General features: G+C 69.9%; 23 protein-coding genes. 10 read left to right on the forward strand and 13 right to left on the reverse strand.

Annotated features, from left to right (window positions below; all coding sequences use genetic code 11):
* The first annotated feature begins 63 nt into the window (after positions 1–63).
* Complete coding sequence (locus GF068_RS37255) at positions 64–1,194, forward strand: hypothetical protein (protein ID WP_170319898.1); 1,131 nt, start codon at positions 64–66, stop codon at positions 1,192–1,194.
* The gene (locus tag GF068_RS37260) at positions 1,191–4,058 is read left to right on the forward strand and encodes a beta propeller repeat protein (protein ID WP_153824318.1); all 2,868 of its coding nucleotides are present in this window, start codon (positions 1,191–1,193) and stop codon (positions 4,056–4,058) included. The genes GF068_RS37255 and GF068_RS37260 overlap by 4 nt, the downstream gene beginning before the upstream one ends.
* Before the next feature lie 8 nt (positions 4,059–4,066).
* Here GF068_RS37260 and GF068_RS37265 read toward each other — a convergent pair whose 3' ends face one another.
* Positions 4,067–4,504, reverse strand: coding sequence for a hypothetical protein (locus tag GF068_RS37265; RefSeq protein WP_153824319.1), 438 nt, complete (start codon positions 4,502–4,504; stop codon positions 4,067–4,069).
* Positions 4,501–4,872 carry a hypothetical protein gene (locus GF068_RS37270; protein ID WP_153824320.1) on the reverse strand — a complete coding sequence of 124 codons (372 nt, stop codon included), beginning with the start codon at positions 4,870–4,872 and terminating at the stop codon, positions 4,501–4,503. The genes GF068_RS37265 and GF068_RS37270 overlap by 4 nt, the downstream gene beginning before the upstream one ends.
* A gap of 90 nt (positions 4,873–4,962) precedes the next feature.
* On the opposite strand from GF068_RS37270, the gene GF068_RS37275 reads away from it, so the two are divergent.
* Positions 4,963–5,787: a DUF72 domain-containing protein gene (locus GF068_RS37275; protein ID WP_240807990.1), complete on the forward strand. Its 825-nt coding sequence runs from the start codon at positions 4,963–4,965 to the stop codon at positions 5,785–5,787.
* A gap of 11 nt (positions 5,788–5,798) precedes the next feature.
* Here the strand turns inward: GF068_RS37275 and GF068_RS37280 are convergent, their stop codons facing one another.
* The 5 genes from GF068_RS37280 to GF068_RS37300 are packed head-to-tail and all read right to left on the reverse strand — an operon-like array spanning position 5,799 to position 10,324.
* The gene (locus GF068_RS37280) at positions 5,799–7,001 is read right to left on the reverse strand and encodes a winged helix-turn-helix domain-containing protein (protein WP_153824321.1); all 1,203 of its coding nucleotides are present in this window, start codon (positions 6,999–7,001) and stop codon (positions 5,799–5,801) included.
* Positions 6,998–8,206: an NAD(P)/FAD-dependent oxidoreductase gene (locus tag GF068_RS37285; RefSeq protein ID WP_153824322.1), complete on the reverse strand. Its 1,209-nt coding sequence runs from the start codon at positions 8,204–8,206 to the stop codon at positions 6,998–7,000. Before GF068_RS37285 ends, GF068_RS37280 begins: the two co-directional genes overlap by 4 nt.
* The gene (locus GF068_RS37290; protein ID WP_153824323.1) at positions 8,203–8,400 is read right to left on the reverse strand and encodes a ferredoxin; all 198 of its coding nucleotides are present in this window, start codon (positions 8,398–8,400) and stop codon (positions 8,203–8,205) included. The genes GF068_RS37285 and GF068_RS37290 overlap by 4 nt, the downstream gene beginning before the upstream one ends.
* Before the next feature lie 44 nt (positions 8,401–8,444).
* Positions 8,445–9,104: a TetR/AcrR family transcriptional regulator gene (locus tag GF068_RS37295; RefSeq protein ID WP_420814145.1), complete on the reverse strand. Its 660-nt coding sequence runs from the start codon at positions 9,102–9,104 to the stop codon at positions 8,445–8,447.
* A 2-nt stretch (positions 9,105–9,106) separates the two neighbouring features.
* A complete protein-coding gene (locus GF068_RS37300; protein ID WP_153824325.1) occupies positions 9,107–10,324 on the reverse strand; it encodes a cytochrome P450 in 1,218 nt (405 codons plus the stop codon).
* A gap of 534 nt (positions 10,325–10,858) precedes the next feature.
* Between GF068_RS37300 and GF068_RS37305 the strand changes: the two genes are divergently transcribed.
* Positions 10,859–11,311: a hypothetical protein gene (locus tag GF068_RS37305; RefSeq protein ID WP_170319899.1), complete on the forward strand. Its 453-nt coding sequence runs from the start codon at positions 10,859–10,861 to the stop codon at positions 11,309–11,311.
* Between the two features lie 33 nt (positions 11,312–11,344).
* On the forward strand, positions 11,345–12,541 hold the full coding sequence (locus tag GF068_RS37310) for an FIST signal transduction protein (protein ID WP_153824327.1): 1,197 nt from the start codon (positions 11,345–11,347) through the stop codon (positions 12,539–12,541).
* Positions 12,542–12,584: 43 nt separating this feature from the next.
* On the opposite strand, the gene GF068_RS37315 is transcribed toward GF068_RS37310, so the two are convergent.
* Entirely contained in the window at positions 12,585–13,874 is a 1,290-nt protein-coding gene (locus GF068_RS37315) for an Hsp70 family protein (RefSeq protein WP_153824328.1), read from the reverse strand.
* A 211-nt stretch (positions 13,875–14,085) separates the two neighbouring features.
* Here GF068_RS37315 and GF068_RS37320 point away from each other — a divergent pair, with 211 nt between their 5' ends.
* Together GF068_RS37320 and GF068_RS37325 are read left to right on the forward strand one after the other, a co-directional pair.
* Complete coding sequence (locus GF068_RS37320) at positions 14,086–14,535, forward strand: hypothetical protein (protein WP_240807992.1); 450 nt, start codon at positions 14,086–14,088, stop codon at positions 14,533–14,535.
* A 50-nt stretch (positions 14,536–14,585) separates the two neighbouring features.
* A complete protein-coding gene (locus tag GF068_RS37325; protein ID WP_153824329.1) occupies positions 14,586–15,695 on the forward strand; it encodes a CapA family protein in 1,110 nt (369 codons plus the stop codon).
* Between the two features lie 5 nt (positions 15,696–15,700).
* Here the strand turns inward: GF068_RS37325 and GF068_RS37330 are convergent, their stop codons facing one another.
* The 3 genes from GF068_RS37330 to GF068_RS37340 all read right to left on the reverse strand — a co-directional run bounded on the left by GF068_RS37330 (position 15,701) and on the right by GF068_RS37340 (position 19,129).
* Positions 15,701–17,482 (reverse strand): hypothetical protein, encoded by a 1,782-nt coding sequence (locus tag GF068_RS37330; RefSeq protein ID WP_153824330.1) that lies wholly within the window; start codon positions 17,480–17,482, stop codon positions 15,701–15,703.
* Between the two features lie 61 nt (positions 17,483–17,543).
* On the reverse strand, positions 17,544–18,551 hold the full coding sequence (locus GF068_RS37335; RefSeq protein WP_153824331.1) for a methyltransferase: 1,008 nt from the start codon (positions 18,549–18,551) through the stop codon (positions 17,544–17,546).
* 158 nt (positions 18,552–18,709) lie between these two features.
* Complete coding sequence (locus GF068_RS37340) at positions 18,710–19,129, reverse strand: VOC family protein (RefSeq protein WP_153824332.1); 420 nt, start codon at positions 19,127–19,129, stop codon at positions 18,710–18,712.
* A 110-nt stretch (positions 19,130–19,239) separates the two neighbouring features.
* On the opposite strand from GF068_RS37340, the gene GF068_RS37345 reads away from it, so the two are divergent.
* Together GF068_RS37345 and GF068_RS37350 are read left to right on the forward strand one after the other, a co-directional pair.
* Positions 19,240–20,076 (forward strand): hypothetical protein, encoded by an 837-nt coding sequence (locus tag GF068_RS37345; protein WP_153824333.1) that lies wholly within the window; start codon positions 19,240–19,242, stop codon positions 20,074–20,076.
* A gap of 14 nt (positions 20,077–20,090) precedes the next feature.
* The gene (locus GF068_RS37350) at positions 20,091–20,888 is read left to right on the forward strand and encodes a GNAT family N-acetyltransferase (protein WP_153824334.1); all 798 of its coding nucleotides are present in this window, start codon (positions 20,091–20,093) and stop codon (positions 20,886–20,888) included.
* 4 nt (positions 20,889–20,892) lie between these two features.
* Here the strand turns inward: GF068_RS37350 and GF068_RS37355 are convergent, their stop codons facing one another.
* On the reverse strand, positions 20,893–21,792 hold the full coding sequence (locus GF068_RS37355; protein ID WP_153824335.1) for a hypothetical protein: 900 nt from the start codon (positions 21,790–21,792) through the stop codon (positions 20,893–20,895).
* A 4-nt stretch (positions 21,793–21,796) separates the two neighbouring features.
* Complete coding sequence (locus GF068_RS37360; RefSeq protein ID WP_153824336.1) at positions 21,797–22,648, reverse strand: hypothetical protein; 852 nt, start codon at positions 22,646–22,648, stop codon at positions 21,797–21,799.
* Positions 22,649–22,853: 205 nt separating this feature from the next.
* Here GF068_RS37360 and GF068_RS44585 point away from each other — a divergent pair, with 205 nt between their 5' ends.
* The gene (locus GF068_RS44585; RefSeq protein ID WP_206079635.1) at positions 22,854–23,684 is read left to right on the forward strand and encodes a DUF4215 domain-containing protein; all 831 of its coding nucleotides are present in this window, start codon (positions 22,854–22,856) and stop codon (positions 23,682–23,684) included.
* Positions 23,685–23,781: the final 97 nt, after the last annotated feature.

The following is a 23,781-nucleotide window of genomic DNA, read 5'->3' on the forward strand; positions in this document are numbered from 1 at the left end:
GCGAATGCACCACGAGCGGGGCCGCCCAGGCTGAGCCTGCTCGAAGACGACGGACTTGTCGCCATGGCCCTGGCCCCGGACCTGTCCGCGGGCACGGTGACCACGTTCGCGGGCCGCTTCGAGCCGGTGGCGCTGCCGCCCCGGATGCCCACGATCGTCGACGTGGAGGGGCGGAGCGAGCGGGACGTCTGGATGCTCGCGTCGGATGGCCATGTCCTGCGCTGGGACGGCGCGCGCGTGACCGATCGGGGCAGGCCTCGGTGCTTCACCGACAATTGTTGCGGCACGCTCATCGATTGCGCCAAGCAGCCCGCCCTGTGCGCCGAGGCAGGGCTCGATGTCTGCCTGCCCTTCGGCCCGGCTTGCGCGATGGAGGTCTCGTGGAGCGGGATCCGGTTCACGGCCGACGCGGTGATCGCCGTCGCCCGCGTGGAGACGGGCGGCATGCGCGCGAGCGTGGTGGAGTCGCGGCTCGGCAAGAACGGGCGCTGGACCTGCGAGCAAGGCGAGGACGATTTCGTCCGCCCAGGCTCGGCGGGTCGTGGTGATCCCGGGGGGCCGATCGAGAGCTCCGTCGACGGCGTCTCGTTTCAGTTCGAAGGCCCTGCCTTCCTCGTGAATCGATACGGCGGGCACATGCTGCTCGCCGATGGCCGCCGCGTGCCGCTGCCCGAGGACGTGCACGAGGGGTACACGACCAGCGTGGAGTTCACGGCGCGCGCGCCCGCCGACCTGTGGCTCTGGGGGTATGACGATGGGCGCGTGTGGCGAGGCAATGGGCTCGGCTGGACCATGATGTACTCGGGGCTCGGCTCGGTGCATCGGATATGGTTCGGCGCGCCGGCCTCGGCGTGGATCCTCGGCGCAATCGGTGAGGGAGAGGAGCAGCTCCTCCGCTGGGACCTCGACAAGGGCGGCGGGCAACGCTTCGAGGCGCCCGGCGCGACGTTCATGCGGGGCGACGGGCGAGATTTCTGGCTCGTCGGCAAGAGGGCGCTTTACCACGGGGATGGCGTGACGCTCCGCCGCGCCGAGCCGCCGCTCGGGATCGAGGACGCGTGGCGGAGCCCCTCGGGGGAGCTCTGGCTCGCGGGCGGAGACCTCTCGGTCGTGCTGAAAAAAGCCCAGGAAGAAGGCGAAGGAGACGTGCACAAGGGCGCCGTGTTCCGCGTGTCGGGAGGGCAGAAGCCGTGAGGCGCGCGCTCCTCCCGCTGCTCTTCGCGAGCGCTTGCAGCGCCGCGCCGAAAACGACGCCGCCGGCGCCGGTGCCTGCGCCTGCGCCCGCGATCACGGCTCCCGCGGCCGCGGCGCGCGCGCCGTGGCTCGAGCTGACCGGCACGGAAGCGAAGACGGTGCTCACCGGCCATGATCCCGACGGCCGGAAGCTCTACGAGGTGCCCCTCGGGAAACTGCTGGCGGTGACGGGCGCGCCGGACGGCGGCGCCTTCGCCGTCCTGCAGGAGCGCGACACCTGGGACGCCCCGCGATTCGTGGTCCACTTCGACGCCGGAGGCCGCGAGGCGTGGCGCGTCGACATGAAGCGCGGCGGTCCTCGATGGCACCTCTTCGTCGTCGATCCGGACGGCGCGGGCCCCGATGGAGGCCGCGTCCTCGCGTTCGAGATCGGCTTCAATGGCAAGAAGCACCTGCACGTGTTCGAGGCGGCGCGCGGCGCGAGCGTGCATGATCGCGAGCTCGAGATGTCCGACGTCGACGAGCGCGCCGGCGTCGTGATCGTCGCCGACGAGAGCGGATTGACGCGGCTCGGGCCGGAGGGGGATCCCGTGTGGCGCGTGTTCGTCCGCCGCTTTCCGTCGCTGGATCCGATGGCGGCCGCGAACGCGGACCGAAAGGTCGCGGTCGGGCTCGACGGCACGGTGCTCAGCGGCGCGTCCGATGGCTCGCTGGTCGCGCTCGACGCCGAGGGCAAGCCGCTCTATCAGCTCGGCGTGCGCGGCCCCGTGAGCCGCATCGAAGCCCAGGCAGGGGGCGGCTTCGTGGTGCATACGAAGGAAGGGCGCGTCGCCGTCGACCGCGGCGTCGTCCGGGAGATCGCGGAGGCGACGCCGGAGGGCGCGCGTGTCGTCGACCGCCGAAAAAAACAACCCGCCAGCGACCTCGCCCCGAAGCCGCCCTGGAAGCCGACGGTGGCCTATCGAGCGAGCCGCGAAGGTCCAGCCGAAGGCAAACCTTTCCACCACGTACAATCCGTGGCGGCGGCGCCCGGGGACGTCTGGGTGCTCGGCACGGGCAAACCGGGCCCCGAGGACCCGCATCTCTTCCATCACGACGGCCGCGCCTGGTCCGACCTCGGCGAGCCGTCGATGTCCTTCCCGAAGGAGGTCTTCGCCGAGGGGGCGCCGGCGAGCGCCAGTCGGTTCTTGCCTCTGGGGCTCGGGCGCAGCCCGACCGGCGCGTTGCTCGTGCTCGGCGTGCGGGCCGGCCGGGGCGCCTACCGCCTGTCCGTGATCGAGCGCGTCGGCGCGGGCTTCCGGGAGCGGCGAGAGTTACGCGACACGCTCGCGCAAATCCGGCTCGGGGAACGAACGAGTCCGACCTACGCGGCGAGCGCGGGGGGGCGCGAGGTCCTGTGCGACGCCGACCCTGACGTGCGGACCTGCGTCGAGTTCGGCCGCGGCCTCACCCCCAGGATCCTCGCCGACGACGAGGGCGAGGGGGCGCGCGGCAAGGCCGACGTGTGGAGCGTCGCGGGCACCACCCTCACGCACGGGAGCGGCGCCGCTGCCGAGGAGCACGAGAGCCCGCTGCGCCTCCACGCGGTGTGGGCGAGCGGTCGTGACGACGTCTGGCTGACGGGCGTAGAAGGCGGCGTCGCGCGCTTCGACGGCCAGCGCTTCTGGCGCATCCTCGGGATCGACGGCGCGACGAGGCTCTCCGTGACCGGGAGTGGTCGCGGCGACGTGTGGGTCTTCGGCGAGGCCGGCCTGTGGCACGTCACACCCGAGCCTCGGGCCGAGGCCGACCTCGAGGGCACGCCGTCGCCTCTCCCGAACGCGGCCGCGTCGAGCCTCGTGTTGTCCATCGCAGGCCCCGATCCTTCGTACCGCCTCGAGCCGGTGGTGCTGGACATCGACGGAGAGCGGCCGCTCCGCAGCGCCGTCGGCATCGCCGAGGGTCCGGGCGGGGTCGTCTGGTTGCACGAAGGTGCGCGGATCGTCGAGTACGACGGCGCCCGCGCGCGGGTGCTCTACCAGGCGCCCAAGCCGGAGCCGTTCTTCTGCTGGTATGCCCCCGAGCCGGATTGCAACCTCTGCGCGCAATGCACCGAGCGAAAGCCGAGAGCGCTCGATTGCCAGCGCTGCGTGGCGCCCGCCGCGAAGGGCGAGGGCGTGGCGCTCGCGATGGAAGGAGGCTTGTCCTTCCAGAATGGACGCTCGATGCCTGGGACCTCGCCGCTCGCCGGGCTACTCGCGGTCGCGGCCGGGCCGTCGGGCGCCATCTGGGCCGTCTCGGCGGCTGACGACGACCTGCCTCGCGCGATGATCCAGGGCCCGCGTGGGGTCCGCCTCGTGATGGGGTTGCCGAGGGCGGCTTATGCCGACGTCGCGGTCCGCGCCGACGACGAGGTATGGCTGGCCGGCGGCCTCACGACGGGCGCGGCCGGGGGGCGTACGGTGCCCGAGGGGGAAGGCACGCTCGTGCGGTTCGACGGTCGCACGTTCACGCGTCACCGCGCTCCCGACGGCGCGTTGCTCTCCGTGGCGGCCGCAGGCCCCGGCGAGGCGTGGGCGGTCGGCCTCGCCGGCGGCGTGCTTCACGTGAAGGGAGGCGTGGTGGAGGCGCTGCACCTCACGCGGGAGGACGGCGCGCGATGGCCGGCGCTCCTGCGAGGCGTGGCGGCGTCCGGGCCGAACGAGGTGTGGATCGTGGGAGACGGCTCGACGCTCCTGCGCTGGGATGGGAAAGGCTTGCGCCGCGTGGACGCGAGCGCGGCGGGGAGAGAGGCGGCGCTCTCGGCGGTGATCGCGCCTATCTCATCCAGGCCTGGATGGGTGGTTGGACCTGGCGGGATCTGGAAGGTGGTTCCTGCGCGGTAGGACGTCGCTCAGGCGACACGTGCCTTCGGGTCGGGCCTTCGTTGCTCGGCGAGGAGGCGCTCGCGCACCTCGGCCACGAGCTCGGGGAGCGCCGCGTCCCGGTCGGGCAGGAGCGCCTCGGGGACCTCGCCCGGCGAGAGGGACCACGAGCGGATCGCGTCCCATCGCGGTCGGATGTCGAAGACCTCGATCTCGCCGACCTCGAAGAACCCGCGCAAGCCCGCGCGCGTCTCGAGCAACACGAGCACGCGCTCCGGTGGTGCCGGGGCGAAGATCCACCGCGTCGTGCCTTCGTCGTCCTCGTCCGCGGCGACGCCCAGGAGGCTTCGCCCACGTTCGTCCACCGCGAGCACCATCTTGGGCCCGTCGAACTCGTAGAGGACGTGGCGAACCGCGGGGGCCGGTCGGATCTGTGTGCTGGTGGAGGGCATCCAGGGAAAGGTCATGGTCGAATCACGGTGAACTGTTCGTGGATGGATGCGGCGTACGTCGCCTCGACCCAGTAACTGTAGTGGTGTTTGTGCGGGCCTGTCTGTTTGATGACCCCATGGGCCCCCAACAGGAGGGCCCGCGCGACCAGACGTCTTTTGAACCATGGCATCGCCTTGCGTGCAAGCTCCACGTCTTCGAGGCTCCGTAACACGCTGAGCGCGCACGCGCCGCAGGCGTCGGAGCCGGGTTTGCCCTCGTCGGCGTAGGTCTTCATGTCCTCGGAGGTCGGCGGGTCGTTCCGTACGAAACGGAACACCTCGCCGGTCACCTCCTCCACGTCGTCGGGGGGGCAGCTCTTCGGGCAGTTCTCGGCAAACTTCATGTCCACACGCGTTCATCGTCCGGCGGGCGCGTGAGTTGCGTGAAAACGTCCAAGCGAGGAGCTTTCGAGCGATTTTCTTGCGCGCCAGGCTTGTCGACGCTGCCCATCGGCGCGATGTGCCCGCGCGCGGGGCGCGACGTGACGCTGTTCATCGGAACGAGCGGCTGGCAGTACACACACTGGCGGGGGACGTTTTACCCGGACGTGCTGCCGAGCTCGCGCTGGCTCGTGTATTACGCGGACAGGCTCCAGGTGGTCGAGGTCAACAACACCTTTTACCGCCTGCCCGAGGCGAACGTCTTCCGGACCTGGGCGGAGCGGACGCCCCAGGATTTCCTGTTCGCCGCCAAGATGAGCCGGTTCTTCACGCACATCAAGCGGCTCCGTGATCCCGACGAGCCGATCGCGCGTTTCTTCGATCGAGCCTCCGCGCTCGGCACGAAGCTCGGCCCCGTGCTCGTGCAGCTCCCGCCGGGGATGAAGCGCGACGCCGGGAGGCTCGACGCCGCGCTCGAACGTTTCCCGAAGAGCGCCCGCGTGGCCGTCGAGTTCCGCGACGAGACTTGGTTCTCCCCCGAGATCGAATCCCTGCTCGGACGCCACCGAGCCGCGCTCTGCGTGTGGGATCGCAAGGGATCGAGCGCGCCGCTCTGGCGCACCGCGGACTTCGGATACGTTCGTTTCCACGAAGGCAGCGCGAGCCCGGCGCCGTGTTACGGAGCTCGGGCCCTCTGCGTGTGGGCGCGGCGTTTGGCCAAAATCTGGCCCGAGCCGTGTGACGTGTTCGCGTTCTTCAACAACGACGTGAACACCTGCGCCATCCACGACGCGGGCCTGCTCGCGCGCGCCGCCGATCAGCTCGGGATCACGAGGACGCGGGTCCTCGTGGGGGAAACGCGGCGGCTCGTCGCCTGAGCCGCCGCCAATCAGCGAGGAAGCGCAGCTTCGAGCGCCCCGGCCAGGTCGCCGCGTTTCGCCACGGCGACCCCTTCCATCCCGAGCCACTCCGCCATACGCGAGAGCTCCGCGCCGAGCGCGGCGGGCGTGTCGGGCCCTGCGCCCGGCTCGGCGTGGGCGGCCTGCACCCGCAAGACCTTCTCCTTTCGATCGGCCTTCAGGTCCACCCGCGCGGTGATCGTGTCCCCCTCCAGGAACGGCAGGACGTAATAACCGTGGGTGCGTTTGTGCGCCGGGGTGTAGATCTCCAGGCGGACCTTCACGCCGAAGAGCCGCTCGGCGCGGTCGCGGAACCAGATCAGGTTGTCGAACGGCGAAAGCAAGGCGCGGGCGCCGATCCGACGGGGCGTTTGCGCCTCGGGATGGAGATAACCCGGCTTCTGGAAGCCCTCGACCTTCACCTGCAAGAGCTCTCCGGCCTCGACGAGCTCGCGCACCCGCTCGCGCGCTCCCGCGAGCGGCAGGCGGAAATAGTCGCGCAGATCGGCCTCCGTCGCGACGCCCATGGCGCGAGCCGCGATCCGGACGAGCTCCCGCTGGGCGTCGGCCTCGGAGGGCGTGGGCACGCGGAGGATCCCTTCGGGCAGCGTCCGCTGCGTGAGATCGTAGACGCGCTCGAAGCCGCGCCGCGTGGCGGTCGTGACGTATCCGGCCCAGAACAACCATTCGAGCGCCCGCTTGCCCTCGGACCAGGACCACCAGCCGGACGAACCCCGGGGCCCGACGGCGAAATCGCCGCCCGTGACCGGACCTCGCTTCTCGATCTCGGCCAGCACGGTCTTGATGTAATCACCTCGCTCCTTCGCGAACCGAGCGAGCCCGCCCCAGAGCTCGCCCGCCTCCGCGCGCGCCATGCGCCAGCGCAGCAAAGGCTGCAGCGTGAGCGGCATCAGGGAGGCCTCGTGCCCCCAGTACTCGAACAGCGACCGCTTCTTCCCCCACGCCTCCCGTTCGAGCAGCGCCTGCGGATAGGCGCCGAGCCGCGAGAATGCGGGCAGGTAATGCGTGCGGACGAGGACGTTGACGCTGTCGAGCTGGATCACGCCCAGCCGATCCACGAGCTCGACGAAGTGACGCCGGCTCGCGCTCGTGGGTCGTGCCTCGGCGAAGCCTTGGGCTGCCAGGGCGATGCGGCGCGCTTGTTTCGCCGAGAGGTCGAACTTCGACGTCATCGAGGGACGAGGATGGCCTTGCCGACGGCGTCGGTCCAGGCTGTCCCGTCGACCACGTGCTGCCGGTGCTGGCGGGTTTGCTTCACCATGTTCCACCCGAGCACCCCCTTGACCTTGCCGCGGCTTCCATACAGCGCGACAAACTGCCTCCGCGCCGGATCCCCCTCCACGATGGCCACCTCGGCGTCGCTCGGAAGGAAACCAAACACCTGGATCTTCGCGTCGAATTGATCGGTCCAGAAGTACGGCACCGGCGTGTAGGGCCTGTCCTTGCCGAGGATGTTCGCCGCCACGGTCATGCCCTGCTCCACGGCGTTCGTCCGGTTCTCCAGGCGCAGCCCCGTCCCGAGCCCCTCGTGGTGCCAGAACGCGACGTCACCCACGGCGTACACGCCCTCCGCAGCCTGGCACCGGGAATCACACACGATCCCGTCGGCCAGCCGGAGACCGCTGCCTTCGAGCCACCCGATCGCCGGCCGCGAGCCGATGGCCACCACGACCACGTCCGCGGGCAGCACCTCGCCGCTCGCCAGGCGCACCCCTCGTACCCGTCCGCCCTCGCCGACCAGATCGGAGACCGCCACGCCGAGGCGGAGCTCGACGCCATGATCGGCGTGCAAGCGGGCCAGATACCCGCCCACCACCGGCCCGAGCTGGCTCGCCATCGGCGCCGGTTGCGGGCCGACCACGGTGACCGTGAGGCCCATGCCCCGCGCCGTCGCCGCGATCTCCGTGCCGAGCACGCCGTCGCCCACGACGACCACGCGTGGCCCCGCGAGCAGGTCCGCGCGCAGCGCGAGCGTCTCGTCCACGGTGCGCAGGACGTGCACGCCCGAGAGCCCCTCCTGGGAAGGCAACCGGCGCGGCTCGAGCCCCGTGGCCAGCACGATCACCTCCGCGCGTAGGCTCCGCCCCGAGGCGGTCGTCACCTCGCGCGCCGCCGCGTCGAGGTGAACGGCGGCGTCCCCGAGGACGAGCTCCGCGTCGAGCTTCGCGAGCTCCGCCTCCGAGCGGAGCCGGGCCTTGTCCGCCTCCCACGCGCCGGACAGCACCTTCTTCGACAGCGGCGGCCGGTCGTAGGGCAGGTGCCGCTCCGCGCCGAGCAGCGTCAGCTTCCCCGCGTACCCTTCGCGCCGCAGCGCCTCCGCGACGGCGAGGCCGCCTGCGGAGGCGCCGACGACGAGCACGCTCGCCGGGGCGTTCATTCGCTCTCTTCCAGCCGGATCGCGGCCCCGGGGCACACGTTCGCCGCTTCGCGGACGGCGGCGTGCAGCTCCTTCGGGGGCTTCTCGTCGAGCAGGATCACGATGCCGTCGTCCTGCTGATCGAACACCTTGGGCGCGATCATCACGCATTGCCCGGCGCCGCAGCATTTCGGAAGGTCTACGATCACGCGCATGAAAACATCCTCTCTTCCTGGGGTTGTCGTGCCAGGTTCGTTCGTCATTTCGTGGGGGTGAAGGGGGCGCGCCACAACCCGACCAGGGCGTCCACGAGCCCCACCGCGGCGGCCTCCCAGCTCGCGCGCGGCGTGGGGGTGCCCGCTTGCAGCGCGCGCTCCCGCTCGGCGCACATGTGCACGATGAGCTGCCGGCTCATGTCGCTGCGCTCCTCGTGCACCTCCGCGGGCAGGACCGGCATGAGCCGGCCCAGCCCTTCGAGGGTCTCCAGCATCGAGGCCGAGGTGCTCGACTCGGCGATCACGAGCTGCCGCAAGGCGGGGTCGGTCGTCGCCTGCGCGATGAAACGTGCATACCAGCTCGGGCTCCCCAGCGAGGCGAGGTGCTCCGTGATGGGCCGAACGAGGCAGCCGATCCAGTCGCAGAGCTCGGACGAGCCCTTGATCTCGGCGAGCATCTCCTCGCGCCTTTGCTCGATGGAGGGGGCGTGCCGGCGCACGATGGCGAGCACGAGGTCGCCCTTGGTGCCGAAGTGGTACCCGACGGCGAAGTTGTTCGCCTGTCCTGCCGCTTCGCTCACCTGACGGTTCGAGACGGCCGCGACCCCTTGCTCTGCGAAGAGCCGCTCTGCCGCGGCGAGGATCACCTCGCGTGTCTCGCTCCCGTGCGTCTGCCGGGCCTTCGCGCTCGCCATGGCGCCCATGACTACCAGCGGACCAGGACGCGCTCAATACCGCCGACGAGCAGACCTTCGCGGCGGGGCAGCTCGGACGGCGCGACGGCGAGCTCGAGCGTGGGCAGGCGGCGCAGGAGCACGCTCAGCACCGTCTGCAATTCCGTCCGCGCGAGCGCCTGTCCCACGCAGGAGTGGGCGCCCGCCCCGAACGTGATGTGCGCGTTCGGCGAGCGGTTCAGCACCATCTCGTCGGCCCGCTCGAAGGCCTTCTCGTCCCGGTTCGCCGCGGCCATGTTGCAAATGACCGTCGTGCGGCTCGGCACCTTCGTGCCCGAGAGCTCGATCTCCTCGGTGACGAAACGAGGCAATCCGAAGCCCGCATTGGCGTCGAAGCGCAGGACCTCCTCCACCGCGCTGCGGACGAGGGACGGCTCGGCCAGGAGCTGCTCCCAGCGCTTTCGATCCGAGAGGAGCATGCCCATCATCTTGCCGATCATGTTCGAGGTGGTCTCGTGGCCGGCCACGAGGACGCCTTGCGCCGTCATGAACAGGATCTTTTCGTTGATCTGCTCGCCCTGGTCCGCGGCCCGGATGAGATCGCTCAGCAGATCGTCCCCGGGCTCCGCGCGTTTCTTCGCGATATGGCGCGCGAGGTACTGATGGAACTCCATCTGCGCGTTGTTCACCTCCTCCTGGGTGAACTGCGTCAGGGTGAGCATCGTATTGGACCAGTAGGCGAGCTTGTCGCGGTCCTCCACGGCGATACCCAGGATCTCGGCGATCACCCAGACCGGCAAGGGGAAGGCGAGCTCGCTGACGAGGTCGGCGGGTGCGCCCTTCGCGACCATGGCGTCGATGAGCTGGTTGGCCATCGCCTCGATGCTCTGCTGCATGGCGGCGATCCGCTTGACGGTGAACCACCGCATGATGAAGCGCCGCCATTTCTCGTGCGCCTCGCCGCCCGCGAGCTCGGCGGCGTCCTTGCTCTCGAAGGCGCTGCCTCCCTCGTTGGTCGTGATCCGCGAGGCGCCCTCCTGGGCGAGGCTGCGGGTGAAGCGCGGATCCGAGAGCACCTGCCGCACGTCGGCCATACGCGTGACCAGCACCGCCGGGTCGCCGCTCGGCAGCCGGATGTGGGCGACCGGGCAACCCTGGCGAAGCTTCGCCCACTCCTCCGGCGGATCCACGGCGTTGGGGGCGCGGAACGGATACTCCAAGACCTGCTCGCTGATGTCGGTGGTGCTCATCAAGACCTCAAGACCTCCGCGGGGAGCTTTAAGGCAACCGACTTACCAAGTCAAGCGACTTAGACGCGAGGTGAGGTAGGGGTGCGTGTGGTTGGCGTGGGAACGCGTGGGGCTGGCGCCGGAACGCGTGGAGCTGGCGCGGGCACGCGTGGAGCTGGCGCGGGCACGCGTGGAGCTGGCGCGGGCACGCGTGGAGCTGGCGTGGGAACGCGTGGAGCTGGCGCCGGAACGCGTGAGGTTCGCGAAGGAACGCGTGGGATCGGCGTCCGAGGCGCGTGGAGCTGGCGAAGGAACGCGTGAGGTTCACGAAGGAACGCGTGGGATCGGCGCCCGCCGCGCGTGGAGTTGACGAAGGAACGCGTGCGGTTCGTGAAGGAACACGTGGGTTTCTCGTGAGGGCCGCGTGGACCCGAGCGAGGCGCGGCTGTGGTTCGCGACGCCGCGCACGGAACCGACCATGACGAATGCAGTTCGTTGTGGACGCCGCGCGCGAACTTGCGCGAAAGTACCTCCGTGACGAGCCCGCAACGCCCCTTGGATCGCGCCCCGTGGAGCCAGGAGGCGGCTCCCGAGGGACCTCGCTCGAACCGCGAGGGCCAGCCCATCCCGTCCTCGTCCTCGTCTGCGCCCGTGAGCGCGTTCATGCCGAGCTTCGAGGTCGCGCCCTCGTCTTCTTTGGCGCCCTTCGACCGCAACCCGCCGCAGAGCGGCGTGAATGCGCTCTCCCCCGCCTCGACGCCGGTCGGGAGCGGGGTCACGCGGCGCTCGCTCGGGGGCATCTCCGCGGTGGTGCGGCAGCTCGACCGGAAGCACGGCGCGTTTTTCATCTCGCGCCTCATCCTCATGACGGGCATCAACCTGCGCACGTACGACGCCGCGACCTACGACGATCCGCAGGCGGTCACGAAGCTCGTCCGGGCGCTGCGCTCCCTCGTGCCCGCCCCCGAGCTCGACTCGTTATTGCAGTTCCTGCCAAACCAACGATAAAACACTCCCATCGATGATGCAGGGAGGAGGACCATGAGCGATCTCGTCATGGGCGCTGGACACAGCGCCGCCCAGGAGACCCGAGCCGCCGTGCGCGAGGCCGTGGATGTCGCGCGGCGCGCGCTCGGGGGCAAGGCGCCGCGGCTCGCCATCGTGGCGGCCACCGTCGATCACGACGCGAGCGCCGTACACGCGGCGTTCCGCGAGGCCCTGCCCGGCGTGCCCCTGCACGGCGCGACCACGTCCCTCGGGGTGCTCACGGGCAGCGGCGTGGTGATGGGTTCGAACGGCGGCGTGGGCGTGCTCCTTTTCGGCTCCGAGAAGGACGCGTCGTTCGCCGCAGGCAGCGCCGATTTCGCCGAGGGCGCGCGCGAGGCGGGCCGCAAAGCCGCGCGGGCGTTGCAATCGAGCTCCGGCGAGGCCCCGCGGCTCGTGTTCATCGCGGCCACGCCCGGCCGCGAGGAGGAGGTCCTCGCCGGCATCGGCGACGTCCTGCCCGGCGTGCCCGTCTTCGGCGGCAGCGCGGCCGATCACGCGATCGTGGGCCAGTGGAGCGTCTTCACGAACGGGGGCGCCATCAAGGAGGGCGTCTCGCTCGCGGGCCTCTGGGGCGCGCCGCTGCGCATCGGCGCGGTCCTCGAGGGCCCGTACGAGCCCACCGACAAGCGCGCGGTGATCACCGCGTCGAAGGGCCGCGCCATCGAGACGCTCGACGGCCGCGCGGCGACCGAGGTGCTGCACGGCTGGATCGGCGACTCGATCGCCCACGAGGTGCGCGAGGGCGGCAACCTGCTCATGCAGACCGCGATGACCCCGGTGGGCATCGCGCGGGGCGGCGACGAGGCGCGCCCGTTCTACCTGCTCTTGCACCCGGCGCAGGCGCACCCCGCGGGCCCGGTCGACGTCTTCGCCGAGGCGCCCGAGGGCGCGACGATCTGCCTCATGTCCGGCAGCGCGGACTCGCTCGTGGGTATCGTCGACCGCCTCGTCGACCGCTGCCTCGCGACGGCGAACCTCGAGCCCAAGGACGCGCGCGGCGCATTCTTGATTTATTGCGCGGGCTGCGCGGGCGCGGTGGGCGGGCGCATCGAGGAGGTGCTCTCGCGACTGAAGAACCGCCTCGGCGACGTCCCGCTCCTCGGCTTCTGCACCTTCGGCGAGCAGGGCCACGTCCCCGGCGTGGGCAACGTCCACTCGAATCTCTCGGTCGCGCTCGTGATCGCGGGCTGAGATCCTCCCGAGGCACGAACGTCATCCCGCGGCGCGGGGCCCGTCAGGCGAGGCCCCGCGCGATTTTCCGCGCCCGCTCCGCGAGCCCCTGCACGACGGAGTGAAAACTCCTGAGCTTGCGGAGCTTCGTTCGCCCGAATCGCTCCTCGAGCGCCCGCGCGAGCCGTGGGACCCGCGCCGTACCTCCGGTGCAGCAGACCACGTCGATCGCCGCGAAATCGAGCCCCGCCGCTTCGAGCGTGCGATCGAGCGAGCGCAAGATGGCGTCGATCGGGCGCTCGGCGCCTGCCTCGAATTCGCCGCGGGTGATCCGCTCGTGGATGTTCATCGTGGGGTAATCGAACACGAACCGGGTCTCGACCGCCTCGGAGAGCGCGCATTTGCTGTGCTCGATGGCCTCGAACACCTGAAACGCGAGCGAGTCCTCGACCAGGCAGAGGAGCTGGTCCATGCGCCTGCGATCGTCGCCCCCGAGCGACCAGGCCTGCACGTCCTTGAGGAACGCGAGCATGTCCCGGTGCTGGAGCACGGCCATGTCCGCCGGTGAGCAGAGTTTTTCCATGATCCCCCGAGGCATCGTCAGGAGGTTCTTCCCGAGCGGGACCTGGTAGGTCACCTCCGCGCCGAAATGGCGGGCGATCTTGTGGCGCATCAGGCTCCCGTCGAGCGCGTCGCCGGCCACGGAGACGCCCCCGAGCGAGAGGACGTCGCTGGCCTCGAAGCCCTCCGGCCGCATCCGCACGACCGTGTAGTCACTGGTCCCGCCTCCGAAATCGGCGACGAGCACGGTCATCGGTCGATCGAGCGCGAGCTCGAAATCGTGGGCGGCCGCGACGGGCTCGGGGCAGAAGGCGACCTCGGAGAACCCCGCGCTCCGGGCGGCGCGCTCGAGGCGCGCCTGGGCGAGCCGATCCTCCTCGGGATCGAGCGAGAACATGGCCGGCCTGCCGAGGACCACGCGGTCGACGTCGGCGTCGAAATGGTGGTTGGCGCGCTCGCGCATCCGCCGCAAGAAGCGAGCGATCAGGTCCTCGATGGTGACGACCCGGCTGCCGATCTGGGTGCCGGAGAAGCCGCGATCGGGGAGGAATTTCTTGATCGAGCGGATGAGCCGGCCTTGCATGCCGCTCTCCACGAAGTCGCGCACGGCCACGGCGCCGCAGGAGAACGTGTTCTGGCCGAAGAAGAGCAGGCTGCGCAGGATGGTCGGATCGGAGGCGGCGTCGTCGAGGGGGATCGGGGGGCAGGTCTCGGTGGCGCTCGCCGCGGCGAGCAGCGAATTCGTGGTGCCGAAATCAATGGCGTAAACTTCGGGCCTGAATCGTGAAGACATGGGTCGACCTCCCGGGGTGCGTCGCAGGCCCGGGATGAGGCCACCACACGAGCCCCTTTACAAGCTAGAAAATTCGTGAGACAATTCGCGGAGGCTCTCCGGAGGGCCCGGATTTTTCAGCCCGGACGACGGAACGACGGCGCGACGGAGCCTCGAAAAATCAGGGATTGAACCGCTCGACAGCGCCGCGGCAGTGGACGAAGATCTGCACGTGGAACGTGATATCCCGCCGCCGCGCCGAACGCCAAGTCTTCGTGCTCTCCCGTGGTGCCTCCTCCTCGCCGCGGGCCTCGCGGGCTGCGTGGCTCCGCCGGGGGAATCACCTCCCTCCCCCGCCCCGCTCTCCACGTGCCCGATCGACGAGCTCGCGTTCACGCAGGCGACCGGCTGCCTGAATGACGGATCCGTCGAGTTTTGCTTGCCCTCGGGCGACGAGGCGCTCGTCGCGCGTGTCCGGGAGATCGCGCCGACGATCAAGGCGGGATCGTCGGCGGGCCGCGCGGGCTGCGATCTGCCGGAAGAGACGCTGTATTTTTTCCCCACGGGAGACGCCGAATGCGTCGCGCACCATGGCGCGCTCGTGGACGCCGCGTGGGAGAAGCTCTGCCGTATCGCGACGCTGCCCGAGGTCCGGGCCATCGTGCCCACGTGGTACGAATGACCCCGCTCGTCCCCGTCCGCTGGCACGTCGCTTGATTGGACCTCGACGCCATGGCCGAGATCCACGTCTTCCTGTGCGGCGACGTGATGACCGGGCGGGGGATCGATCAGATCCTGCCGTTCCCGAGCGATCGGCGGCTCCACGAGCCCTACGTCGAGGACGCGCTCGATTACGTGGCCCTCGCAGAGCGGAGAAGCGGCCCGCTCCCGAGGCCCTTCGCATTCTCGTACGTATGGGGCGACGCGCTCGGAGAATGGGCGGCGAGGGCGCCGGACGTCCGGCTGGTGAACCTCGAGACGAGCGTCACGACGAGCGACGAGGCCTGGCCGAAGGGGATCAACTACCGGATGCACCCCAAAAACGTGCCCTGTCTGCTCGCCGCGCAGATCGATGGTTGCTGCCTCGCGAACAATCATGTCCTCGATTGGGGCCGAGCCGGCCTCCTCGAGACGCTCGATACGTTGCGCGGGGCCGGCGTGGCGACCGCCGGCGCGGGGCGTGATCTCGACGAGGCGGAGGCGCCGGCGATCTTCGAGGTGCCCGGTCGAGGCCGCGTCCTCGTGTTTTCGTTCAGCGAGCCGACGTCCGGCAGCCCGCGCGCCTGGGCCGCAGGGGCGCACGAGCCAGGGCTCGCCGTGCTCGAGGATCTCGGCCCGCAGACGGCCCGGCGCGTGGCCGCGAGGGTCTCCGCCTGGAAACGCGCGGGCGACGTCGTGATCACCTCGATCCACTGGGGAGGCAACTGGGGGTACGAGGTGCCCCGCGAGCAGGCCACGTTCGCCCGCGCCCTCATCGACGAAGCGGGCGTGGACGTGGTCCACGGGCATTCGTCCCATCACCCGAAGGGAATCGAGGTGCACGCGGGAAAGCCGATCCTGTACGGATGTGGAGATTTCCTCGACGACTACGAGGGCATCAAGGGCCACGAATCGTACCGGGGTGATCTCACGCTGATGTATTTCGTGCGCCTCGACGCCCCGAGCGGCAGGCTGATCGAGCTCCGGATGGTGCCGCTCCGGATTCACCGTTTTCGCCTGAACCACGTGGCCCACGCGGACGCGCGCTGGCTCGCGGAGACGCTGCATCACGAAGGGCAACGCTTCGGGACCGAGGTCGTCCTCGACGAGGACGACACGCTGCTCCTGCGGTGGACGCCCTGATCACGTCACCCGCCAATCGCCACCTGATACGGCACCACCGGCAGCGCCCGCCGCTCGCCCACCTCGGGCACGACGAATTCCACGAATCGATCCTTCTCCCAGGAGACCCACACCATCGACGGATCGTCCAGCGATCGGTCGAATCGAAAATCGATCTGCTCCGGCAACGTCCCATCCTCGGTCAGCGACACGATCTCGGCCACCATTCCGTCGACCGCGACGCGATCCCCGACGGAAAACTTCGCCTTGTCCGGGTCGCGGAACACCGCCGCCGTCACCTCGTCGAAGTAGCCGGCCGAGAGCGTCACCGAGAGCGTACGCTCGTCTTTGCGCTCCACCTCCAGCGTGCCTCGCACCACCGTGGACAGCACGCGGAGCAGCGAGGGCAGCGGCGCATTCTCGTTGATCCACGACGCGAGCACCGTATTCACGATCACGCTGTCGGGCGCGCTCACCACCACGAGCGTCTTCCCGGAGACCACGTCGCCCCTGGGCATACTCGCGATGGCCCGCTCCGTGTAGCCGTGCAACATCGAGCCCGTCGACCACGCGCGCAGCGGCAAGAGCAAGGGCGCGAGCACGACGTGCAGGAGCACGAGGAACGCGGCCACGCCGCCCACGTACACGCGCGCCAAGCGCCCGAGGTGCGCCCGCGAGGCGGCGAGCATCGACGCGACGAGCCCCGCGCCTCCGATCCCCGAAAAAAGCAGGAGCCGATCGCCGGGGATCACCGCGCACGCCGGCACGAGGGAGAGCGTCATGCCGACCGCGAAAAACGCTGCATTACGATCGCGGCGCAAGACGGCGAAGATCCCGCCCCCCACGACGAGCAGGACCACGAGGCAGATCACGACGAGGCTCCCGAGCTCGCCGCGTGGCCAGACCATCCCCACGTCGGCCGGCGGCGCGGCCATCTGCCCGGCGAGCAGGATCGGCAGCCGCGTGGCCATCGCGCGGGCGAACTCCCCCATCTGCCCCAGCGGGTCGATGTAAAACGCGCCGCCCGCCGCGCCATACCCGCCGAGCTTGTACGCGGCGAACCACATCGCCACGGCCCCGACGTGCGGGACGAGCGCGGCCACGCGAGAGCGGAATGGCGCGTGGTCGAGGAAGAGGGCGTGCGCGAAGAGATACGCGAGCGCGCCGATCCCGCTCTCCCCGGAGAACATGGCCCCGAGCAGCGCGAGCGGCGCGAGGTAGACCCCGGGCTTCCAGCCGTCGCGGCGGGCGCGATCGTGCGCGAGGAGCGCCAGGACCCCGAAGAAGGTCGAGAGGATCGCGTGCCTGTTGGCGATCCAGGTGATGACCATCGAATGGGCGTCGTCGACCGCGAAGATCAACGTGGCGAGCCCCGCCGCCGCCGTGGCGCCGAGCAGCCGGCGGTAGAGGTGACCCACGAAAAACGCCGTCGCCGCGAAGAGGAGCACGCTCTCGGCGTGCATGAGCCAATGGACCTCGGGCCAGGCGCGGTAATCGAGGGCGTGCCAGAGCGACGCGAGCGGGCGGAGGAACGCGAGCTTCGAGCCGTCGACGGTCCACCACGGCCACATCCCGCGATCCCGGAGGTACACGAGCGCGGCGGGATCGTCCTCGAGGAAGCGGAAGAGATCCCAGTCGCCGCGTGGCCCGCCCGGGCGCTCGAACGTCGGATGAAAGGACATCCGATGGGCGTGATCGTCCATGATCGCCCCGGTGCCCAGCGTGGGCAGCAGCAGGAGGACCGCGAGGAGCGCGAGGACGAGCGGGGCGCGTCGGTCTGCGAGCCATGCCTTGGCGCGGGCGAGCATGGCAGCCGTGTATAGGGGATCGCGCGAGCGCCGACCAGAGGCGTCGCGAGGCGCCGTGGTTTCAGGCCGCGATACCCTCGAGGATCGTGACGGTGCCCCCGGTGGGGATCACGCGGGCGAGCGAGAGGCCGGCGGCCTGGAAGAGGGAGGCGAATTCGGGCTCGGTGCGCTCGCGGCCGGGGCAAGCCGCGAGCATGCAGAGATCGAGCCCCTTGGCCGGGTGTTCTCCGTTTCCGAGAGGGATGAGCCCGTCGATGACGAGCACGCGCCCTCCGTCGGCCATCACGCGCCGGCAATTCTTCAGGATGGTCACGCAGGTATCGTCCGCCCAATCGTGCAGGATGTACTTCAGCAGGTAGACGTCCGCGCCGCCCGGCACGGAGCCGAAGAAGCTGCCGGCCACGCGGTCGACCCGCGCGTCGAGCCCCGCCTCCGCGACGCGCCCGGGCCGACCTACGACCTCGGGCCGATCGTAAAGGATTCCGCGCGCCGAGGCATTCTTCCGGAGCACCTCGACGAGCAGCCCTCCGAGGCCGCCGCCCACGTCCACGACGCGCGTGGCGGCGCTGAAATCATACGCCTCGACGATGGCCCGATTGTCCTCGTCCGAGACGCCCGCCATGCCTCTGTCGAAGGCGTCGCCGAGCTGCGGGTGCAGCTTCATGTACTCGAAAAAGCCGACACCATGGCGATGTTCGAACGCGCATTCCCCCGTCTTCACGGTATGCGGGATATGGAGCGCGGCCTCGATCGTGGGCATGAACGTGGCGAGCTGCACCGAGCCTCGCAGGGAGAACGGACCTTTGCAAAGCAACTCGGCCGCGGGCGTGAGGTGGAATCGAGCCTCGCCGTCCTCGGCGAAGACCCCCTTCGACGCGAGCGCGCGGAGGACGCGGTAGAGCGAAGGGGCATGGGCGTCCGCCTCGGACGCGAGCTCCGCCGCGGTCTTCGGGCCCGACGCGAGGCGGTCGGCGATCCCGAGATCGGTGACGGCGCTGAGGGCGCTCGCATAAAAGCATCCCCAGGCGAGATCCATGATGATTCCAGCGGGCGCGTGCGTGGGCTCCATGTGGTGCAGCGTACCAAACGGCCGGGCTACGAGCAAGAATGGAGACGCCCGACGTGCAGGTGTTCCGTGATCCGGTGAAGGGAAAGGAGTTCCCTCTCTCCGGGCGTCTCCGGTGCGCGCGGGATGCGCTTGCTTCTCGCATCGAGCGCGCCCGCGCGTCACGAATTCGTCTGGGCACCTCCGGAGATCATCCACGGGACGCCGAATCGATCGGCCACCATGCCGAACGCCTCGCTCCAGAACGTCTTCTGGAGCGGCATCATGACCTTTCCGCCGTCGGCCAGGGCGTCGAAGACGCGGCGCGCCTCGTCCGTCGAGGCGTAGCCGAGCGAAATGGAGAAGCCCTTGAAGCCCTCGTGCGGGTACTTGGGCACGGTGTCGGACGCGAGCAACCTGCGGCCGCCGCCGAGGGCGAGGCTCGCGTGCATGATGCGCCCGGCGCCGCCCTCGGGGCACGGGGCCGGCCCCTCGTCGAACCGCATCATCGCCTCGAGCTTGCCGCCGAGCGTCCGCTCGTAGAAGCGCATCGCCTCCGCGCAGTTGCCATCAAAAAACAGGTAGCTGTCGAGCTCGTTCATCGTTGCCTCCATGGGTCTCGCGGGCTTGGACTCCCGAGGGCGCGTGAACTCATCGGCGCTCGACGATTTTTTTTCCGGCCCGCGGGCAGCCGGGCCGAACGTGGAACTTGATGCGCGAAAGGCGCACCCCCATCATCGCGGTCGTGCAACGTGTACAGCTCGTCGAGCTCGAGGACCTCCCCTTCCTGCCCGCCGCGATCCGCGACGGGGGCACCGATCTGCTCGACTTCGGCTTCGATCTCGCAGGGTTCTACCGCGGCGTCGCGCCGAAGCTCGTGTCCCTGCTCGACCGGACCGGCATGACGCAGGTGATCGACGTGTGCTCGGGCGGCGGCGGCGGCGCGCTCCAGGCGTTCCGCGCGCTCCGCGACGAGGGGCGCGAGGACGTGCGTTTCGTCCTGACCGACCGGTACCCGAACGAAGCCGGCCGCGCCCGCGTGGCCGCGCTCTCCGACTTGCGGCTCGTCTACCGCGAGGACCCTGTCGACGCGCTCGCCATCCCGCCCGAGCTCGACGGCGTCCGCACGATGTGGAGCGCGCTGCACCACTTCCCGCCCGAGGCCGTCGCGGCGCTCGTGGCCTCGATCGTCCGCGACGGCAGGCCGCTCGCGTTTTTCGACATCGCGGCGAATCCCATGCTGCGGCGGATGCCGGTCGTGTTCGCGCCGCTCGCGCTGGGCTTCAACATGGCGACGCTCTTCGTGGGCTCGCTCGTGCTGGTCCCCTTCGTGCGCCCGCTCCGCGCGTCGCGTTTTGCTCTTTCGTACCTCGTCCCGCTGATCCCGGCGCTCGTCGCGTGGGACGGCACGGTCTCGGCGCTGCGCGCGTACACGCCCGACGAGCTCCTCTCGATCGCGCGCTCGGCGCCAGGCAGCGAGGCGTACGATTGGGAGGCGGGCGTCAACGGATCGGCGCTTTATTTCACGGGGTGCCCGCGGAAAGCTTGATGTAGAACGAGCGCATGCACCACCAGCAACGCGACGAAATCGTCGAGTCGGCCGACCAGATCATCCGCATGTGGACCACCTTCGCCAGCCGGTTCCCGGGTGGGACCGTCGAGGCATTGCCTGGGATCACCGTGGGCTTCTCGGGCACGCCGCTGCCATTCGTCAACGTGGTCCATCTCTCCTCCCCCGTGCGTGATCGTGACGATCTCGCGGAGCGGTGCCGCGTGGCCGTCGCGCGGGGAAAGGCGAGCGGGAGGCCGTGGCTGTTTTCGGCCTGTGACGCGTGGCTCGGCGATCCCGCGGTCGTGTCCGAGGTGTTCTCGGGGATGGGCCTGAACAGGCTGCTCTCCATGACGGGAATGGTGACCGACGCGCTCCTTCCGCCGCAGAGGCCCCTGCCCACGGATCTCGTGATCCGGCGCGTGAACGACGAAGAGACGCGTCATGCGCTCTCCGACTTGAACATGCGCTCGTACGAACTGCCGATCGAGCTCGGCCGCGAGGCCTCCGCGCGCGAGGTCTTCTGGGATGCGTCTTTCTACGGGCACGTCGGTTACGTGGGCGGCGAGGCCGTGAGCTGCACCTTGACCGCGCCCATCGATGGTTGTTTGTACGTGTCGTGGGTGGCGACGCACCCCGATCATCGCCGGAGAGGGTATGCCGAGGCGGTCATGCGCCACTCGCTGGAGGAGGCGGCGGCCGCGACGGGCCTGCGTCGCACGGTGCTGCACGCGTCGGAGATGGGCCGCCCGGTGTACGAGGCGATGGGGTATCGTCCCGTCGCCGCGTTTACCTGGTTCGCGCTCGGATGAAACGTCAGGGGGCGATCACCACCCGTGTCGTGGCCGTCGCGGCGTCGTCGTTCGGGTCCGAGAGGACGAGCTCGACGTCGAGCGGCAGGCCGCGGATGGCCTCGACCGGGACGCCTCGGTCCACCTGAAAACGGACGCCGTAGAGCTCGCAATGGTCTCCGGCTTTGCGCAGCGTGACCTGCGAGGTGAACGGAGGCACCTCGTAGCCGAGATCGGGGAAAAGACCTCCGACGCGGAGGCGCGAGCCCATCTGCCGCAGGCCCGTCACGCGGAGCGCGAGCCAGACGTGGTGGCCTCCTTGTGGGCCCGGCTCGATGGGCACCACTTCGCCCTCCGCGAGCGGCGCGAACGCGTCGTGCCCCTGCCCGATCTCGACCGTCGGCTCCCCTGACGACCTCGTCTTGCACGCGTCCTCGGCGGTCGTGATCCACGCGGGATCGTGGTCTTCGAGGGTGCCTTGGGCCAGGAAGGGGTCGAGACACGCCCCCTCCACGCAGGTCGTATGGCCTGCACAGGAGACCCCCGCGCACGCCTCGTCGAGGGAGACGGGCAAGAACAAGGTTCGCCCGCCCTGCGCGCGCGTCCCGGCCAGGCGCGTCACGACGGGGGAGGCCTCGCCTTTGCGGAAGGCCACGAGGGATACCTCGATGGCGGCGTCGTCACGCGCGACGATCGGGAGCTCCGCCGGCAGCGAGAGCTCCCCCGCTCCATACGAGAGGCGCTCGGCGTGCGTGACGACGCCGTCCACCTTCGTGGTCCGCTCGATTTCGTGAATGTCAAAGCCGACGGCCATATCGGTCGTGAGGCCGACGATCACGCGCGCGTCCTCCTCCTCCTCGCTCCCGCAGGCCACGAGGAAGAGGGCGAGCAGCATTCGCGACGGGAAGGTCGGCCGCACGATCATGGGATCAACGCGATCCGCGCTTGCGACGCCGCGCGAGCCAGCCTGCCGCCGCGGCGAGTGCGGCGAGCGGCGCGGCGATCGAGGCCGCCTTGGTGCCGGGGCTGTAGCTGCAGACGCCGGCGGCGAGGTTGCCATTGATGCCGTCGGGGCCGATGGTGACGCTGCCCTCGGCCTTCACCGAGATGCCCTGCGCTGCGAGGGCCTGCATGCAGGTCGGGAGCTGCGAGCCGGAGATGATGTACTTGTCGTTGCAGAAGAGCGCGCCGTCGCCGCTGCAGGACGCGTTGCAGCTCGCGCGGAACTCTTGCTCGCACTCCTCGAACTCGACGTCCTGACACGTGTACTGGCAATCCATGTTGGCGTCGGCCGTGCACGATCCGTCGCAACACTCGATGCAATGCGTGTAGCAGTCGCCGTTGACGGTCGTACACTGGGCGTCGCACTCGGCGTCGCAGTTCGCGTCCCAGGTCGCGGCGCACTGCGCGGGGTCGGATCGGGCGGCGCACGCGGTGTCCCGGTTCGTCGTGCACTCGGTGAAGCAGTTATGGGCGCAGATCACGTTGATGCCGTTGTCGCAGTCGGTCTTGCACTGCGTGGTGCAGTGGTCCGTGCAGGTCGGCATCGCCGAGAGGGTACACTGGTTGCCGCAGACCGTCTGGAGCTTCGTGGCGCACGCCGTCTTGTAGATCCCGAGCTCGCTGCAGCCCGCGGTGCAAGCGGCCGTGACGCGCACCTCGCAGTTCGAGAGCCCCTCGAACCGGATGTTGCCGCACTCGGGGATACCCGCGCTCGCCGGCAGAGCGGTCGTCAAAGAGAAGGCAATGCCGAGGAGCCCGAGAAGGCTCGTATGTCGCATGGGAGGTCTCCTTTTTCGTACCAGGGAAGCGCCGCCGCTCATGCAAGGCCCCTGCCACGGAGGCGACATTTCTCTGCGCGCGGGTGGTCGTGGCCGCGCCGGTGCCCGTGTGTAAACGCCGGGTGATGGGGCCACGTGAACGGCGGGCGACAGACGGGGCGCGCGTGCTCTTCCCGCGTCCGACGAACTTTGTTATGCGGGAGCCATGCAAAAGCACGTCCCGTCCCGCTTTGGTTGCTCCTTGATCCTCGCCACGTTGCTCACCTGCGCGGCCGGATGCGCCGATCCGCCGAAGGACTCGGGGACCGGCGGCGCGGGCGGCGCGGGCGGCGCGGGCGCCAGCACGGGCGGGGGCGGCGGCGCCGGAGGCATCGGCGGAATGGGTGGAATGGGCGGCGCCGGAGGCACCGGCGGAATGGGCGGACTCGGCGGCGCGGGAGGCGTCGGCGGAATGGGCGGCGCGGGCGGCGGCGAGCCGGCGAGCGTCTGCGGAGACGGTATGGTCGAGGGGCCCGAGGCCTGCGACGACGCCAATACGGCAGCCGGCGATTATTGCGCGGCTGATTGCCTCTCCGTGACCGGCGCGTGTGGCGACGGCATGTTGCAATCGAACGAGACCTGCGACGACGGCGCGGTGATGGAGGGCTGCGACGTGCTCGTGAATGGCGGCGACGGCGCGTGTGTCCCCGCCGGGACGTGCTCCCCCGGCCACGTGAACGTGCCCGGGAAGGGCTGCCAGCCCGAGCTCGTCACCGCGCACGTGCACGTCATGGTCGACAACACCTGCAAGATGACCGTCGATCCCATGGAATTCAGCGTCGCCGCGGGGCAGAAGCTCAAGCTCAGCTACCACAACCACAGCCAGTTTTACCCGATCGACGTGTGGATGATGTACGGGGGCGGGTATACCGAGCTCCAGCCGGGCGCGACGTGGAACGAGACGTACGAGCATTGCTTTGGGCCGAGCGCGTCCGAGGGGTATGCGGACATCTCGACGGCTTGCTCGGAGTTCAGGCTGGAGATTCATTGCCTCTGAGCGGCCCCTGTGCCGGGCGCCCGCGCCCGACCTCGAGCCGTCGGGGCCGACCACGGGCGTCCGGTGGTGGCGGACGCGGAGGTGGTGGCTTATGGAC

Source organism: Polyangium spumosum (assembly GCF_009649845.1).
Lineage (GTDB): Bacteria > Myxococcota_A > Polyangia > Polyangiales > Polyangiaceae > Polyangium > Polyangium spumosum.